14 protein-coding genes are annotated in these 16660 nt (G+C 39.0%); 6 read left to right on the top strand and 8 right to left on the bottom strand.

Annotated elements, in window-relative coordinates:
- Positions 1-75 precede the first annotated feature (75 nt).
- Positions 76-1344: a D-alanyl-D-alanine carboxypeptidase gene (locus CJ263_RS16950; RefSeq protein ID WP_094998355.1), complete on the top strand. Its 1269-nt coding sequence runs from the start codon at positions 76-78 to the stop codon at positions 1342-1344.
- A 71-nt stretch (positions 1345-1415) separates the two neighbouring features.
- On the opposite strand, the gene CJ263_RS16945 is transcribed toward CJ263_RS16950, so the two are convergent.
- Positions 1416-2009 (bottom strand): NUDIX domain-containing protein, encoded by a 594-nt coding sequence (locus tag CJ263_RS16945; RefSeq protein WP_094998354.1) that lies wholly within the window; start codon positions 2007-2009, stop codon positions 1416-1418.
- A gap of 73 nt (positions 2010-2082) precedes the next feature.
- Here CJ263_RS16945 and CJ263_RS16940 point away from each other — a divergent pair, with 73 nt between their 5' ends.
- The 4 genes from CJ263_RS16940 to CJ263_RS16925 are packed head-to-tail and all read left to right on the top strand — an operon-like array spanning position 2083 to position 6541.
- Positions 2083-3789, top strand: coding sequence for a DUF885 family protein (locus CJ263_RS16940; RefSeq protein ID WP_094998353.1), 1707 nt, complete (start codon positions 2083-2085; stop codon positions 3787-3789).
- 3 nt (positions 3790-3792) lie between these two features.
- Positions 3793-4836 (top strand): aldo/keto reductase, encoded by a 1044-nt coding sequence (locus CJ263_RS16935; RefSeq protein ID WP_094998352.1) that lies wholly within the window; start codon positions 3793-3795, stop codon positions 4834-4836.
- A gap of 2 nt (positions 4837-4838) precedes the next feature.
- Positions 4839-6236 carry a Na+/H+ antiporter NhaC family protein gene (locus tag CJ263_RS16930; RefSeq protein ID WP_094998351.1) on the top strand — a complete coding sequence of 466 codons (1398 nt, stop codon included), beginning with the start codon at positions 4839-4841 and terminating at the stop codon, positions 6234-6236.
- Positions 6237-6238: 2 nt separating this feature from the next.
- Positions 6239-6541, top strand: a complete 303-nt coding sequence (locus tag CJ263_RS16925; RefSeq protein ID WP_094998350.1) for a TIGR04076 family protein — start codon at positions 6239-6241, stop codon at positions 6539-6541.
- A gap of 135 nt (positions 6542-6676) precedes the next feature.
- Here the strand turns inward: CJ263_RS16925 and CJ263_RS16920 are convergent, their stop codons facing one another.
- The 5 genes from CJ263_RS16920 to CJ263_RS16900 all read right to left on the bottom strand — a co-directional run bounded on the left by CJ263_RS16920 (position 6677) and on the right by CJ263_RS16900 (position 13348).
- Positions 6677-9355, bottom strand: coding sequence for a TonB-dependent receptor (locus CJ263_RS16920; protein WP_158657187.1), 2679 nt, complete (start codon positions 9353-9355; stop codon positions 6677-6679).
- A gap of 5 nt (positions 9356-9360) precedes the next feature.
- Positions 9361-10137 carry a GLPGLI family protein gene (locus CJ263_RS16915; protein ID WP_094998348.1) on the bottom strand — a complete coding sequence of 259 codons (777 nt, stop codon included), beginning with the start codon at positions 10135-10137 and terminating at the stop codon, positions 9361-9363.
- Positions 10138-10231: 94 nt separating this feature from the next.
- Entirely contained in the window at positions 10232-10492 is a 261-nt protein-coding gene (locus CJ263_RS16910; protein ID WP_094998347.1) for a hypothetical protein, read from the bottom strand.
- A gap of 557 nt (positions 10493-11049) precedes the next feature.
- A complete protein-coding gene (locus tag CJ263_RS16905) occupies positions 11050-11643 on the bottom strand; it encodes a gluconate 2-dehydrogenase subunit 3 family protein (protein ID WP_094998346.1) in 594 nt (197 codons plus the stop codon).
- 4 nt (positions 11644-11647) lie between these two features.
- The gene (locus CJ263_RS16900) at positions 11648-13348 is read right to left on the bottom strand and encodes a GMC oxidoreductase (RefSeq protein ID WP_094998345.1); all 1701 of its coding nucleotides are present in this window, start codon (positions 13346-13348) and stop codon (positions 11648-11650) included.
- A gap of 114 nt (positions 13349-13462) precedes the next feature.
- Between CJ263_RS16900 and CJ263_RS16895 the strand changes: the two genes are divergently transcribed.
- Positions 13463-15031: a M81 family metallopeptidase gene (locus CJ263_RS16895; protein WP_094998344.1), complete on the top strand. Its 1569-nt coding sequence runs from the start codon at positions 13463-13465 to the stop codon at positions 15029-15031.
- A gap of 3 nt (positions 15032-15034) precedes the next feature.
- Here CJ263_RS16895 and CJ263_RS16890 read toward each other — a convergent pair whose 3' ends face one another.
- Together CJ263_RS16890 and CJ263_RS16885 are read right to left on the bottom strand one after the other, a co-directional pair.
- A complete protein-coding gene (locus CJ263_RS16890) occupies positions 15035-15688 on the bottom strand; it encodes a DUF2461 domain-containing protein (RefSeq protein ID WP_094998343.1) in 654 nt (217 codons plus the stop codon).
- 156 nt (positions 15689-15844) lie between these two features.
- Entirely contained in the window at positions 15845-16645 is an 801-nt protein-coding gene (locus CJ263_RS16885) for a TIGR00266 family protein (RefSeq protein WP_094998342.1), read from the bottom strand.
- Between the last annotated feature and the right edge of the window lie 15 nt (positions 16646-16660).

Genomic DNA, 16660 nt, shown 5'->3' with positions numbered 1-16660 from the left:
CTACAGGCCTTAATATAACAAAATCAATTATAATATCATAACGTTTTGATTTACAAGTAAGAACAATTTATTTACATGAAAAAAACAATCATCCCTCTCTTGTTGATATTTCTATTGTTTAGCTGTGCCAGTTTAAAAAGAAAGACAATAAAAAAAATAGATGTTACCCTTAATTCGTCTTTCTACAGAAATCAATTCACTGGATTTTTGGTGATTGATCCAATTTCCAGAGATACCCTATATAATTATCATAGTGATAAGTATTTTACACCGGCGAGTAACACTAAAATCTTCACTTTATATACTGCTCTAAAAACCCTTCCAGACCATATTCCCACCCTTAGATACACTGAACAAAATGACACATTGTACTTTGAGGGCACGGGAGATCCTTCCTTTTTACACCATTATTTAAAGGATAGTACAGGATTCAATTTTTTGAAAAACAGAGATAATCTCGCCTTTTACAATGGGAATTTTATGGATACCGAATGGGGTCCGGGATGGTCATGGGACGATTTCCAATGGTATTATTCCCCTGAACGAAATGCCTTCCCAGTTTATGGGAATACTGTCATGATTTATGATACTCCGGAATGGAACATATCCCCAAGTTACTTTATGGATAGTGTAAATACCATTCGAAATGAGTGGAACAGGGAACGGAACAAAAACCTATTCTATTTTGATAAAGGAACAAAAGACACCTTGGAAATTCCTTTTAAATCAAATAGAAATACCATAAAGAACATTTTGGAAACTTCACTCAACAAACCGATAACACTGGCAAAAAAGATGCCTGAGGGTCCCAAAAAAACACTTTACGGAATTCATGCAGATTCCCTTTACGTTCGACTAATGCATGAAAGCGATAATTTCATCGCGGAACAGTTATTGATCCTGGCCTCCGGAGAACTAACGGATACCCTGAATACTTCGAATGCCCAAAGGTATATATTGGAAAATGATTTGAAAAACCTACCCCAAGAACCAAGATGGGTAGATGGCTCGGGACTCTCAAGATACAATCTGTTCACGCCGCAATCCATGGTATACGTATTAAACCAGCTTTATAAAGAAGTGCCTCAAGAACGGCTTTTTAGTATTTTTCCTGCAGGAGGTGTTTCGGGAACAGTTGAATCTTGGTACGGTGGAATAGAGGAACCCTATATCTTTGCGAAATCGGGAAGTCTAAGTAACAATTATTGTCTAAGCGGATATTTAAGGACCAGAAAAGGAAAGTTGCTAATCTTCAGTTTTATGAACAATCACTTTAGGCATTCCTCATCGGAAGTAAAGGAACGAATGCAGACTATTTTTGAAGCGATACGGGAGGGATATTAGGTGTTGGTTGTTGGTTGTTGGTTGTTGGTTGTTGGTTGTTGGTTGTTGGTTGTTGGTTGTTGGTAATAAAATTAACTATTAAATCCTATCAACTTATTAATTTGCGCATATTGCAGCAGCATGACGGTCTTGGCATCACGGATTTCACCTGTAGCCATCATTTGTAACGCCTTTTCAAAGCGCATTTCCAAAACTTCGATATTTTCGGTTTCATCGTCCGCACCCCCTCCTGCATCAACCTTCATGGCGTCTTGATACTCCCCAATGAACAAATAGAGCTTCTGGGTTACGGACCCCGGACACATATAGGTGACCAATACCTGTTCTACTTCGGTAAGTTGATACCCAGTTTCTTCCAATATTTCCTTTAAAATACATTCCTTGGGCGTGAGTCCGTCCAATACACCCGCACAGACCTCCACCATCATTCCATCCGTATTGTCATTTACATACGTGGGCATCCTAAATTGACGGGTAAGCACCACGGTTCCTTTCTGGGTATTGTACAAAAGTACGGCCGCCCCATCGCCACAATCATAGGATTCCCGTTTTTGGACCTCCCAGCTACCATCAAACTTTTGATATTCAAAAGTGTATTTGTTCAGGGTATACCAATTATCGGAAAGAATTTCGTGTTTTATATTTTTTATTCTGCTGTTTTCCATGTGCTAAATTTAACGAACATAATCCGCATAAATTGCTATCTTTCTCAACTAGACCAAACCTGTTTTTTAGGCTATGAAGACCCATTTTGGCCATTGGCTGCTTTTTTTCTTGTTAACCTTCTCCTCCTCGGCCCAAGACTTGGGCGAACAATATATTTCAGCTTGGAAGGCATTTTACCCTTCCGAAGCATTGGAAGCGGGTATGCTGCCTTCTGTATTTCATTATGAAGACCTATCAGAAAATACGATTGCCCAATGGCTGGAATTCAACGAACAAATCCTGACTTCACTTACCCAACCCAATGCCCCAATTGACCCTGTTGACGGAAGATTACTAAGGGTTCAGGCCCAGTCTGAAGTTGATACGTGGAAGAACCTAAGCAAGCATACCAATTCTCTCGATCTGTACGCAGAACTTATTTCGGATGCAATCCCTACGGTTATAAAAGCCGATTATCTTCTGGACCATGAGAAAGATGACCTAATTTGCAATCGGTTTGTATCCATGGAAAAATTGGCATCGGCTGCTCAAAAAAATCTAAAAAACGTTTCAAAAGACGATTTGGAACAAGGCCTTGAGAATTTATCAAAATCCCTTACCTATCTGACTCAGCATGACTTCAAAAATAGAGGTCCGAATTTAATTTCAAGGGAATGCCCAGCGATGGATTCCGCTATACAAAGTATGGAATCCTTAAAGGCATTTGCGCTGGAAAAATTTGAGGACAACACGTTACCTGAGACATCCATTCTAGGAAAACAAGAATATGACCGAAGGTTAAAATTGTATACGGACAGCAATCTAACTTCAACCGAGTTGGCAGAAATGGCCTTGAACGAAATTGGGACGGTTCGTGATTTAATGGCTCAAGTATCAAAACAATACCTTCTAGAAAAGTATCCAACTAAAAACCTTCCAAAAAATGACCGGGAAATAATTGATTTGGCCTTGGCCGATATGGAAAAGGACGCCCCCTTGAACAGTGCCGACTACCTTCAATTTTGGCAACAACTAGCCGATAGTGCCGTCGCTTTCATTCAAAAAAACAATATCGCCACCTTACCCAAAAATCAGACCTTACGCATTCAAACGGCCCCTGAGAGTGCTGGTCCCGCAGCACGTATCGGCTGGGTGGCGAGTGCGCCGCCATTCGACCCCAATCCCATGACTACGCTCAACTTACCTTCAATTCCGGATACGCTTCCAAAACAGGAACAAGTTGATTTTTGGGCTTCTTTCAACAAGCCCTTTAACCGCATGATCGTTATCCATGAACTTTTCCCAGGGCATTACATGCAATTGAAAATCAGTCGGGAAACACCGCATAGACTAAGGTTGCTTTTCCCATATGGCATTTTCATTGAGGGTTGGGCCACGTTTACTGAAAAAGTGCTGTTGGATGCCGGGTGGGAAGCTGAAAATAAACTGACCCTTTTAGCACACTTGCGCAAACGCTTGGAAAATGCAAATCGGGCTTACACGTCCGTACAAGTACATTGTAACGACTGGAACCAGGATCAAGTTTTAGAATTCTCGACCGAAACTTCCTTATTGGCACCACAATTCGCCAAAAGTCTTTGGGGACGTATCATAAACAGCCCCTTGCAGCTTACCTCCTACTATTTGGGAGGTGCCCAATTCACGCAATTATTAAAAACCGAAAAGGAACGCTTAGGCGACAAGTTCGATTTGAAATATTTTATGGATACCATTATGAAGGCCGGACCAATACCTATTGAAGAATTTTATGACATTTTTAAAAATACAAGCCCCAATTAATCCATGAAACGAATAGAATTACAACCCGGATATACCATTTCAAGAGTGATCAAAGGGGGATGGCACTTGGCGGGAGGTCATGGGAATATTTCTGAAGAACAAGCCTTGGTCGATATGCGTCATTTCGTAAAAGCGGGTATAACCACGTTCGATTGTGCCGATATTTATACAGGGGTAGAAGAACTCATCGGCAAGTTCAGAAAAAAATATGAAGATGAATTCCGTTCGGGAGAATTGTCCCCGATTCAAGTACACACCAAATATGTTCCCGACTACAATGCCCTGGCAACGCTCAAGAAAGAGGATACGATCCGGATAATTGATCGTTCGCTCAAACGCCTTGGTGTAGAACAATTGGATTTGGTACAATTCGCTTGGTGGGATTATCAATTCCCGAAATATTTGGAAACTGCTGTCCACCTTTCGGAATTGCAAAAAAGCGGAAAAATACGATTTCTAGGGGTTACTAATTTTGATACGAAGCACATTCAGGAAATGCTGGATGCCGGTGTAACCATATCATCCAATCAAGTGCAATATTCCGTATTGGATCAGCGTGTTGAAAAGAATATGACCGCCCTGGCCAAAGAACACAACATTCCCTATCTCTGCTACGGCACTGTGGCAGGTGGGTTCCTGAGTGACCGTTATCTGAACGCACCCGACCCTGTACCCCCTTATGAAAACCGTTCCCTGACCAAATACAGATTGATCATTGATGAATTTGGAGGTTATGAACTTTTTCAAGAGGCACTTCAGGTGCTTAGAACGATTGCCGACCAATATCAGGTAGGAATCACCGAAGTTGCTTGTAACTATATTTTACAAAAACAAATGGTAGGTGGTATCATCGTTGGTGCAAGAAACCGTAATCATCTAGAGAGTCTACAGAAACTGGACAGTTCTACCTTAAACCAGAATGACCTTGTCAAAATAGAATCAATTGTTTCCCGAAGCAAAGGCCCCAAGGGCCCCTTTTATGAATTGGAACGCGATAAGACCGGAAAACATGGCTCCATCATGAAATATAACCTTAACGAAGACTAAGTTTGAAACTTGACGAAACACAGGAAGCCCTTCCAAAAATTGAATTCTATGGTGGCACCTTAGGGACCTTGTTGCCCTTTTTTGTTTTCGTTTCCGGAGTTATTGGCATTGCCCTCTCCGGTGCTCCGGACGAGCGTGGATTCTGGCCCATTTTAATATTGGCCTTGGGTTTAGGTCTTTTGCTTTGTAAGGACCGAACCGCATTTTCCGAAGTAGTCATTTCTGGAATGTCCCAAAAAATAGTGATGATCATGATCACCGCTTGGATTTTGGCATCTATCATAGGAGTCCTTATGACACTTACGGGTTTTGTGGAAGCATTGATTTGGCTTACCGATCAAGTAAAACTTTCGGGCTCAGGTTTTGTCATCGCTACGTTCATCATTTGTTGTATCGTTTCTTTGTCCACGGGTTCAAGTTTCGCTACCATATTGATTTGTAGTCCACTACTCTACCCTACTGGCGGTGTTTTAGGGGCACATCTACCTTCCTTGGCAGGGGCCATTATAGGCGGAGCCACCTTTGGGGATTTTATCGCTCCTATTTCAGACACGACCATTGCCAGCGCCCTAAGTCAAGATGCCAAAATCGGTACTACCATAAAAAGCCGATTGAAATATGTTTTTCCGGCAGCATTGTTTGCTTTGGTCTCCTATGGCGTGATGGCCTACAACAATGTAGGTTCAAGCATTGCTGATATAGGTGGGTTGGGCAATCCGAAAGGACTCCCTATGTTATTGGTGCCCGCATTCATAATCTATCTTTTCCTGAAAGGAAAACATCTTTTGCACGGACTCTTATTTGGATTACTTTTCGGAACAGTTTTGAGTCTAGTATTTGGACTTTTACCATTCGATAAGGTCATTGTCTTGGATATCGAAAATTTCACCACCAAAAGTTTTATTATCGATGGTATCAACAGGGCCGTTGGACTCAGTTTTTTTACCATACTCTTAATGGCCCTGGTAGCAACGTTAAAGGCCAGTGGACTTATGAACCGTTTGGTGGATTTTGCCGCTGCCAAAGCAAAAACCGAAAAGCATGCCGAAGGTTGGATCGTTACGGTCATGAGTATGGCCGTGTTATTGACTACCCATAGTATTGTCGCTATTATAATAGTCGCCGACTTTACAAAAAAAACAGGCGAACGATTAGGGGTACCTAAAATTAGACGCGCCAATCTCTTAAGCTTGATCGCCTGTATATTCCCATTTTTGATACCCTATTTTATTCCGGTAATATTAATGGCCAATATGACCAAAACCGGCCAAGAATATGATATCCCGCAAGTGAGTCCGCTAGAAGTAGGTTTGTTCAATTTTATGTCTTGGGGCTTATTGCTCATGGCAGTTATAACCCTAATTTTTGGCTGGGGAAAATTTAATGAAAGAAAAGATTAAAAATGAAAACAGAAAGTGAATTGAGAGATGATCAATTTGAACTCTACGATTTAACTGTGGTCGTTGAGAACATTGGCGGTAACTGCACCTGTAATATGAAAGTTGGCGATAAATTTCACCTAAAAGGTGGAAAACTGTCCATGCCGGATAAGGCCGATTTTTGTTTGTATGCCCTACAATCCACCATACCTCTCTTACCCACAAAACAGCGAAAAAACCATCCGGCAGACTGGATGGAAACCGATGCACGTGTCGTCTGCCCAGATCCTGAATGCAAACTTATCGGTCTAGTGTATGAGCAGTAGCGGATTTTATGTACTACTATTCGAATTGTAAATGTATTAAATTTTGTGCACTTAACTTTGGATTTAGCACTTAAACCGCTATTGCTTATACACCATGTTGGTAGCCGTTTTCATTCGCCCACACTTTATTATCCGTTAAAAATTCCACGTCAAATTCAATAAAAAATATCTTGGTAGTAAATTACTTCTAAATATTGTTGTAGAAATGTCAGACGTTTGAACTTGTTCAAAATTATTTTCATTTGTAATGTTTCTCATTGTGAAACTCGCTCCCCATTTTTTACTTTTCGGTCTATGTCTTAATGTTGCATCCAGAAAGAAAAATTGTTCATCTGATTGTTCTGTATTTGGTAAGTAATAATCTGATGAAACTATAAAAAACCATTTTTTAGTAGGTTTAATAATCACTTTAAAAGTGTTCTGCCAAGATTTATTAATAAAAGCTGATTGATTTTCGCTTTTAGAATTGGAATATTGATAGGTAAATGTATTTTCAAAATTCACGGGTATTTCAAAAGCGGTTTTCCAAAAGAATGAATTGCTAAAAAATTGGTTTTGATTTTGTCTTAAATCTGAGTTATTTACAATATTTCTAAAGTTTGACAGCGTGTAATTACTCGTTAATTTAAGCGTGGATTCTATAAATGGAATATATTTTGAAATTTGCATATTCATATTCCAATTACTGTTGTCTTGTGGCAAAAAGAAATATTCTATTTGAGTTGTGTTTTCTGTGATGTTTTGATTGGTAAAAAAGTTGCCTGTTGACTTTTGATAACTAACATTAGCGTTAAGTTGAAATTGATTATACAAATCATTATTAAAATACAACAAACTATATCTTTGACTGTTTTGTAATTCTAAAGTTGGCAAATTACTAATGGTAGTTCGGTTATTAATCAATACTTGATTTAAGAAAAAAAACTGTTCTGCATTCGTATTTTGTTTATAGCCTAAATTACCAGACAGAAAGGAAACTGAATTTAATTTGTATTTTAAATTTAAAGCAGGTTCAAAGACAAAATCATTTTGAGTTTGTTCATTATTTACTATGTTTTGTTCTAAATTTTGATTTAGAATTCTAACGGAATAAGACGGCGAAATTTGCCACTTACCTCGATTGAAATTGTATACGCCTGTATTGAAAATGTTATTTTGAGTATAATCAAAATTATTTTCTGAAATGTTTTCTTCTGAATTAAACAACCTTGATAAAAATGGCGACTCATTAAAATTAGCTCCTAAAACAAAAGTGTATTTATCTCTTTTCCCTGAACCGAGATAAGTTGCTTTTCCCTCTAAAAATGTTCGTTTAAATTCACTTTCTTGGGTGTCTATCAAAGCATTTTCATCAAAAAGCGATGGTGTTATGCTAAAAGTTTGTGGTAAATCATTAAACGAATGAAAAAGTGAAAGTTGTAATGCCTTTTTATCTGATAGCTTTTTTGTCCAAAGTATATCTTGTTTGAAGTAAAAATCCTCTGTGTTTAAAAAGGTAGAAAACTCATCAGTTTGGTTTTGAATTACCGTTGATGGTGTTTCTATATTTTCTTGTCTTAATCTTAAATTATATTCCAGTAAAGAGGTTTTAGAGGTATTGTATTTGATTTCCAAATCACCACGATATTGTTGGGGTTTTTTGGTAATGAAAGTCTTGTCGGTTGTTGTAAAAATATCGTTATTTATTTGGAAATCATTTTGAAACAGTTGATTTGTGGTTATTCTATCTTGCAAATAATACAAATTGGTTTTGATACTCAACTTTGGATTAAGTTTAAAAATAGCATTGTAGTTTCCAAAGAACTGAGTGTTGATGTTTGCTCTTCTATCTTCTAATAAATTTGAAAAACGTGTTTCAGGTATTATTTTTTCTGCAAAAAAATTTTTTTCCTTTTCTTGTTCTAAGCTATAATTAAAGCCAAAATAATCAAATGGCGTTTGATTTACACCAACATTATTATAAGATAAGGTTGCAAAGGATTTATAGGTTTTAGTTATGCCTAAAATATTTGAAGAAACATTTAAAGCTTGGTCTCCATCATCAAACCAACCACTTCCAAAATCTAAATTACCCGAAATATCTAGTTTCCCTTTTTTTAGTTTTAAATTTAAGGAAACTTTACCTCCTTGTTCTATGCCTTTTAAAAACGGATTTTCGGCATAGTTATCTATGGCTTCTACTTGCTCTACCATATCTGCATTGATATTCTTTGTACCCAAAGTATAGTTGAACCCAAATAAATTATCCCCATCTAATGTAACGGTTTCAATAGATTTACCTTTGTATTTTATCTCACCCGATTGCTCATTGACTTCTACTCCAGGTAATTTTTTTATGACTTCTTGAATTTTTCTTTCACTACCGTCTGAATATGCAGAAACATTGTAAGAGATAGTATCTTTAGCAATTCTAAAAGGTTTTTTTTTAGCTATTACGATTATATCATCTAGTTTTATAGGTGGTTTCTCTTTCAATACCACGCGTAAGGAATATATACTATCAGGGTCATTTTTTTTAATAATTTTTGAATTATTAAAATATCCATAACTCTTAAAATTAACAACTATATTCTCATAATTGCTATTTAACTTTATTTTTCCTTTGCCATTTTCTAGTTCAAAAAATTCTCTGATTCTTAAACTGTCAAATTCACTAACCGTAACTATCACAGGGCTTATGTTCACTCCATAACTATCAATAACTGAGATATCCAATGTTTGAGAATAAACGGCTTTTGGATTAAAAATCAGTAAAGAAAAAGAGAAAAATTCTATAAAATACAAAGTTAATCTCACTCTACAAATAAATTTCATACAAACTAGAATTCAAGCAATACACCATCAGTTTGCACCTTTTCTGAAAAAATTTCTAAATGGTTATCAACACTAAAATGTAGTGTAAACCCGCTATCACCGTCTGCTTCAACTTCAGATTTTAAACCTTTTATATATCTGTCCAAAAACGAATTAAAATCTTTCACAAATTCATCCCATGTTTGAAACTTCTTTTTTTTGTTCTTCTTTAAATAATTAGTAAATTCTTCCTCGGTTTCTTTTTTTTGTTTTTTTATGCTGTAACATTCCATTTTATAAATTTCTTTATCGCTTTTGGCGACTACTTTAAGAATCATACCAGGTAAACCGCCAAACTTCCATGGTCCATTACTAATGGCTATATCATCGGTGTAGAAAACTTCATATTCTCTGCCATGAAAAGTTGTTTTAGCTTTTTTACAGTCATAGCCTAATACTTTTTCAGTTTCATTATCCATTAACGTCCACGCCATCTTATGCAAAGAGTCGTTTACAAAAAAATGAGCTCCTAACACATCATATTCACTGAATACTTCTTTCGATTTTAGGTTTTTAAATAAGACTTTCCTTTTATAATCCTCATCGGGTATGTATGTAGGATTAAATTCTGATTGTTTTGGGTCGCTCACTTCTTTCCACATTGTAACATTTTCACCTAGCACTAAATCGTAATCTGAGGTTAAAAAGTTTTTTTGAACTTGAAAATGGAATACTAAATTTTCATCTTGGGCATATGTAATGCACGAAAATAAAAGCGTTGCTACTAATATTATTTGTTTCATAATACATGAATGATTAAATTAAACTTAAAAAATAATTGATAAACATCACCTTACTGTTTCTAGCAAGATGATGTTTATATTTTGAATAAGGTTACTATTGTGCTCTTGTTAACCTTCTCGCTTGTCTGCAAGCTCTGCCTGCATTACCGTCTGCACGACATACAGTTGCACTACCACCATTTCTAGTAACAGTACAACACGCCCAGTCATCCTCTGCTTTTTCTGATGTTTTAGCAGTTTTTAACTCAACTATCTCAATAGGCGAGTTCTCGTTTAGTTTAGTTACCTCGCCAGTTGAAGCAAAAGCAAATGTTCCTACTAGCATGAAGGCTAGTGCAAAAAATACATTTTTCATATTATTTGTATTTAATGGTTATCCAACTTTTTAAGTTGGGGTGGGAATTATTCCCGTTTGTAGTAATCATTCAATTCCTGTATCTTGTTTACTCATACTGTTCAAATCTCTTTAAGTGAGTGACTTTTGTTGTTTTAATTTACAACTTTTCTTTTTTATGAACATCTAATTTTAACGCAATATTTTCGTCAAATGGCTACCAACATGCGAATAGATCGTGATAGCCTGAGGGTTCTAAACCACGATGACGTTAGCCCTGTTAAATGGGAAAAATAAAAATGTAAACCGATAGTTTAAGGAAAAAGATAAAAGCATTTCAGGATTTCAATATTCAGAAATCCCAAGCACCAAGTTCCAAAAACCAAAATGGTAGCTTGTAAAGAGATTCATTTTTGGTAAATTCCAAATTCTTAGTTAAGGCCGAAAAAAAACACCCCACTTTAAGGGCATAACCCTAATAAGTGAGATGGATTTTTTTAGAAGAAACAAGTATTGATACCTGTAGTTGAACAGGCTATATTTCTACAAATTACTAAACAACCGGTACGAGTTTCCTTTTACAGACTCCAACGATTACCTACTTCGGAAAGTGGCTTACAAGGTTCGTAAGTTCCAGGAATGGGGTCATAGCTCAATACATTTTCTCCCATTTCCTCGGATGTAAAATAAGCCCAAATAGCCATGGATTTCATCGATCTGTAAAATCCTACTGGTTGTTGGTCCCCTACCGTAGTTCCCCAAACACCGGGATTGAATTTTGGAGAGCTCGCTTCTGCCTCTTTCAGTACGGCCGTTTTGTCGGCATCACTTAGTTCCGGAAAAACAGCTCCATATTTTTCCTTACAGGAAGCATTAAACTCGGCAATCGCATTGCGCATATTTTGTTGTCCTTCGGCATCATACGTTTGGGCAACAACCTTGTCTATGAACATATCGGCCTTTACATCCAATCCACCAGGGGTATCGGTAGTTGGTAAAATAGTATCTATTAAAGCGGAAATGGTCTTGGCTTCGTCCTCGGTAAAGAACTCAGGTTGCCAATCCAGCCTTGTTTCATTTTTACAGGATTGTAAAAGGGAAAAAAGGGATGGCATCGCAATCGTTGCCCCTGCCAATAGGCCAGCTTTCTTAAGTGCTTTTCTTCTATCCATGATTTTAGATATTAAATTTTTTCAATTCGGATACGGCATGGTCCGCCGCTCTGGCAGTTAACGCCATGTAGGTCAATGATGGATTCACACAAGACGAGGAAGTCATACACGCGCCATCCGTTACAAAGACGTTTTTGGCCGCATGTACCTGATTAAATCCATTAAGCACGGACGTTTTTGGGTCCCTACCCATTCTTGCAGTTCCCATTTCATGTACTCCATATCCTGGTGGGTGTTCTTTATCAAAGCCCATCACATCTTTGAGTCCGGCTGTTTCTAACATTTCAACCGCGTCCTCTTGAATCTGCTTGTTCAAGGCCTTTTCATTTTCCTTAAACTCCGCATCTATGGTCAAGGTAGGTTGTCCCCATTTATCCAACACATCTTTATTAAGACTGATTTTGTTGTCATGGTAAGGTAAACATTCCGCAAAACCGGTGATAAAGAACTCCCAATCGCCCGGCTTCAAGATACTGTCCTTAAAGTCGGCCCCAAAGGATTCTATATTTGCCGGATTACCTCCACGGTAACCACTACCTTGGAAACCGAATCCACGTACAAACTTATCCGATTTGGATTTTTCATCAATATTTACATATCTAGGGATATAAATGCCATTCGGCCTTCTTCCCTTGTAGTATTTATCCTCAAAACCATCAACCTTACCTATAGCACCTACTCGATAGGTATGATCCATTAAGTTATGGCCCAATTCTCCGCTATCATTACCCAAACCGTTCTCAAAACGTTTTGAGGTAGATTTCATAAGTATATGTGCCGTACTTAGTGCCGAGGCATTCACGAAAATAATCTTGGAAGAATAGTCGATAACCTCATTCGTTTCCGCGTCAATAATACGAACTCCCGTGGCCTTCCCTTTGGCGTCATCATAAATAACCTCTTGCACAATGGAATATGGCCTAATGGTCAAATTTCCCGTGGCATTCGCCGCTGGCAAGGTTACCGCATTACTACTAAAGTAGGCTCCGTAAGGACACCCCCTACTACATCGATTACGGTTTTGGCACTGTCCCCTTCCATTATGAGGTTGGGTCAAATGGGCAACCCTACCAATAATCATGTTTCTACCTTCAAAATTCTTCTCGATTCGTTCCTTAACATGTTTTTCCACACAGTTCAGTTCCATGGGAGGAAGGAAGTGACTATCGGGCAATTGTGGTAATCCTAAGGCTTCCCCACTAATTCCTGCAAATTTCTCCACGTAAGTGTACCAAGGTTCAATATCCTTGTATCGTATAGGCCAGTCTACACCATGACCATCTTTTGCATTAGCCTCAAAGTCCAAATCGCTCCAACGATAGGTCTGTTTACCCCAAAGAAGGGATTTACCTCCCATTTGGTGACCCCTCAACCATAAAAACGGCTTCTCTTCCGTGTACGGATTGGCTTCATCATCCGCCCAAAAATGTTCGGTATCCTTGCCCACCCATCCTGAGCGGATGTTCTTGTAATGCTTCTTTTTTTCTTCGGGAGTGAGACCTCCGCGGTATTCCATGTCCCAAGGATCCCAATTCATAGTAGGGTAATCCACTACATGCTCCACTATGGGGCCTCGTTCAAGAACCAGGGTTTTAAGCCCTTTTTCACAAAGTTCCTTTGCTGCCCATCCACCACTGATTCCAGACCCGACGACAATGGCGTCATAGGTCAGGTCCTTTTTTGCATCTATATTAAAATTGGCCATAAAAAATTATAAAATTAACTCAATAAAGATAGGGTTATTCGAGGATATGACAAGAGAATGCCCATCCATCAAACAAAAATTAGTAGTATTTTTAACGAAACTTAAGATACCCTTATGAAAAAAATTGTCCTCTTATTTGTCCTTTCCCTTTTTAGCTTTCTAGGGTGCAAAAACCAATCCGAAAAGATAACAGAACAACAAGAGCTGCCAAAAATCGCCATTGCAGGTATCGGTATTGAATCCAGTACATTTTCCCCGGCACAAACCGAGGAAGCCGCTTTTCATGCTAGAATCGGAGATTCCATTTTCGGGCGTTATTCTTTTTTTGATGCAGATAGCGATATTCGCCAACAGGCCGATTGGGTACCAACGCTTCTTGGCAAATCTATTCCAGGGGGTATTGTTACTAGGGAAGCTTATGAGTCCATGGTAAACAAAACCTTGACCATGTTAAAAGAAAATGGACCTTACGACGGTATTTGGTTCGATATCCATGGGGCCATGAGCGTTGTCGGTCTGGAGGATGCTGAGGGTGATTTAATTACACGTATCCGAGAGGTGGTTGGCCCTGACGTTTTAATTTCAACCTCTATGGATCTTCATGGCAACGTTTCGGAAACCTTGGCCAAACAGAGTGACCTAATTACCTGTTACCGTATGGCCCCGCATGAAGATGCTTTGGAATCTAAAGAGCGTTCCATACGTCTCCTTTTGGAACGCTTGGAAAATGGTAAAGGAAAACCAGCCTATAAAGCATGGGTACCCGTTCCAATTTTGCTGCCAGGGGAAAAAACAAGCACCCGCATCGAACCCGGTAAAAGTCTATATGCCAAAGTTCCTGAAGTAGCTGATCAGGACGGTGTCATAGACGCCGCTATTTGGATAGGATATGCTTGGGCAGATGAACCTAGGAATCATGCCGTAGTGATGGTAACGGGAGATGATAAGGAAAAGGTGACCCAAGGAGCCGAAAAATTGGCAAATGCCTTTTGGGAGGTACGTAATGATTTTGAATTTGTAGCCCCTGTCGGTACGCTGGAAGAAAGTTTGGCGTTGGCGCTTAAGAGTGATAAAAAACCTTTCATGATCAGTGACATGGGAGATAATCCCACGGCCGGTGGCGCAGGCGACGTAACATGGACCTTGCAACAGATTTTAAATCGGCCCGAGTTTAAATCCGAAAATGGTCCTTCCCTTATCTATGCCTCTATTCCTGGGCCAGAATTGGTGGAAAAAGCTCTGGAAGTAGGCGTTGGCGGAAAAATAAGTGCAACCGCCGGAGCGGACGTGGATGACCGATTTGCCCCACCTCTGGAAATCACCGGAACAATCGAAGCAATAAAAGAGGGAGACCGAGATGCGGAAGTGGAGGTTGTCGTTAAGGTAGGAAGCGTACATGTAATTGTTACTAAAAAAAGAAAACCCTATCACCATAAAAGTGATTTCACAAATTTGGGCCTAAACCCCATGAAAACGGACATTATCGTAGTAAAAATAGGTTATCTGGTTCCTGAACTATATGATATGCGGGGTGATTGGATTATGGCCTTGACACCCGGAGGTGTGGATCAGGATTTGGAGCGTTTGGGTTATAAAAATATCAAGCGTCCCATGTATCCCTTGGATGCGGATATGGAAACGCCGGATTTAAATGCAAGATTAATTCCGGCCTCCAACGAATAGCATTTAAACGGTAATGGCCTTGTTGAGATAGGTTCGAAAGGGAAGCATTTCCTTATAGACACCGAAAACCTTTTCGTTAAAATTATCTTGAAATAGCAAGGTATTATCAAATTTTGCCATCACGGCAAAGGTTTTGTGTTTGAGTAAATCGATATGGGGATGGTCCTCAGAAAAACCCTTAGGAGGCCTGGTGAGTTTTACGTCTTCTACCAAACCTCCAAAGGCTTTTTTAAAAGAAGGCTTTTCCAAAATGTCGACCAATTCTTCTCCATTATAGTCGACGGCATCCCTAATGCTGGCCAATCTTTTGGGATCTGGTCGCCAGAGACCGCCGGCGAACATGGATTCTTCCATCCCAATTTCGATATAAAAATCGCCCGTATTGGGCCTTTTATCCAAACCGGCGCCAAAATGGTCCTTATAAATAGGTCGGTTTGGATGATATAGTAAATTATTATTGATACGGTTGATTCCCTTTTTACCTGGCGTATCATAATAATCATCATACTGCCGTAGAAGATTATCGTTCAGTTCATCAAGCCATCCAACGAATTCATTCCGAACTTGGTGATACCACTTTCTATTGGAATCCATCCATTCCTTATTGTTGTTTTTGTTGAGTTCTTGGAGAAAAGTAATTAAGTTTTTGAAATCCACTTGTTTCGTTGATGGTTTAAGGTTGTTGGTTTATGGCTTTGCGCTTTTGCCTTTTGGCTTTGACTTAAATTAACACCTCAGACCTAAGCATTCCAAACGCTTAACCTTAATAGTTGAAATTGACTCTTGAGCCTGTGTCTGAACTTGTATTTGATTTTAAAATCGATTGTCACCGTCCAGCAAATCGCCTAGGCCACCTAGAATACTTCCCTCTCCCTTATCCTTTCCGCCTCCCTTAGGTGCGGCTGCCCAAACACGACCTGCCAAGCGACTAAATGGTAAAGATTGAATATATACGGTCCCAGGGCCTCTTAACTTCGCAAAGAAAAGTCCCTCACCACCGAAAACCGTATTTCGTATTCCCCCGATAAACTCAATATCATAATCCACATCCTTGGTAAACCCAACGATACACCCGGTATCCACTTTTAGAACTTCACCGGGTCCCAATGTCTTTTTTGCAAGGGTACCTCCGGCATGGACAAAGGTCATTCCGTCACCTTCCAATTTCTGCATAATAAAGCCTTCACCACCGAAAAATCCACGACCCAACCGTTTTGAAAATTCGATGCCCACTGAAACCCCTTGTGCTGCGCATAGAAAAGCATCTTTTTGACAGATAAACCTTCCACCCAATTCGGACAAATCAATAGGGACAATTTTACCGGGATACGGAGACGCAAAACTTACTTTCTTCTTTCCTTGACCAATGTTTAAAAAGGCAGTCATAAAAAGGCTTTCCCCGGTTAGCATTCGCTTACCCGCTGAAAATATTTTGCCCAATACGCTATTGTCCTGATTGCTACCATCACCAAAAATGGTATTCATTTTAATATCGGTATCCATCATCATAAAGCTTCCGGCCTCGGCCACAACGGCCTCTTGGGGATCTAACTCTATCTCTACATATTGCATTTCTTCTCCAAAAATCTCGTAGTCTATTTCGTGTGCGTTCATTTTTATGTTTTGTTT

It is taken from the genome of Maribacter cobaltidurans, from assembly GCF_002269385.1.
In the GTDB taxonomy this organism is placed as follows: domain Bacteria; phylum Bacteroidota; class Bacteroidia; order Flavobacteriales; family Flavobacteriaceae; genus Maribacter; species Maribacter cobaltidurans.
Note: the sequence above shows the minus strand (reverse complement) of the source record. Positions and strands in the feature narration are given on the sequence as shown.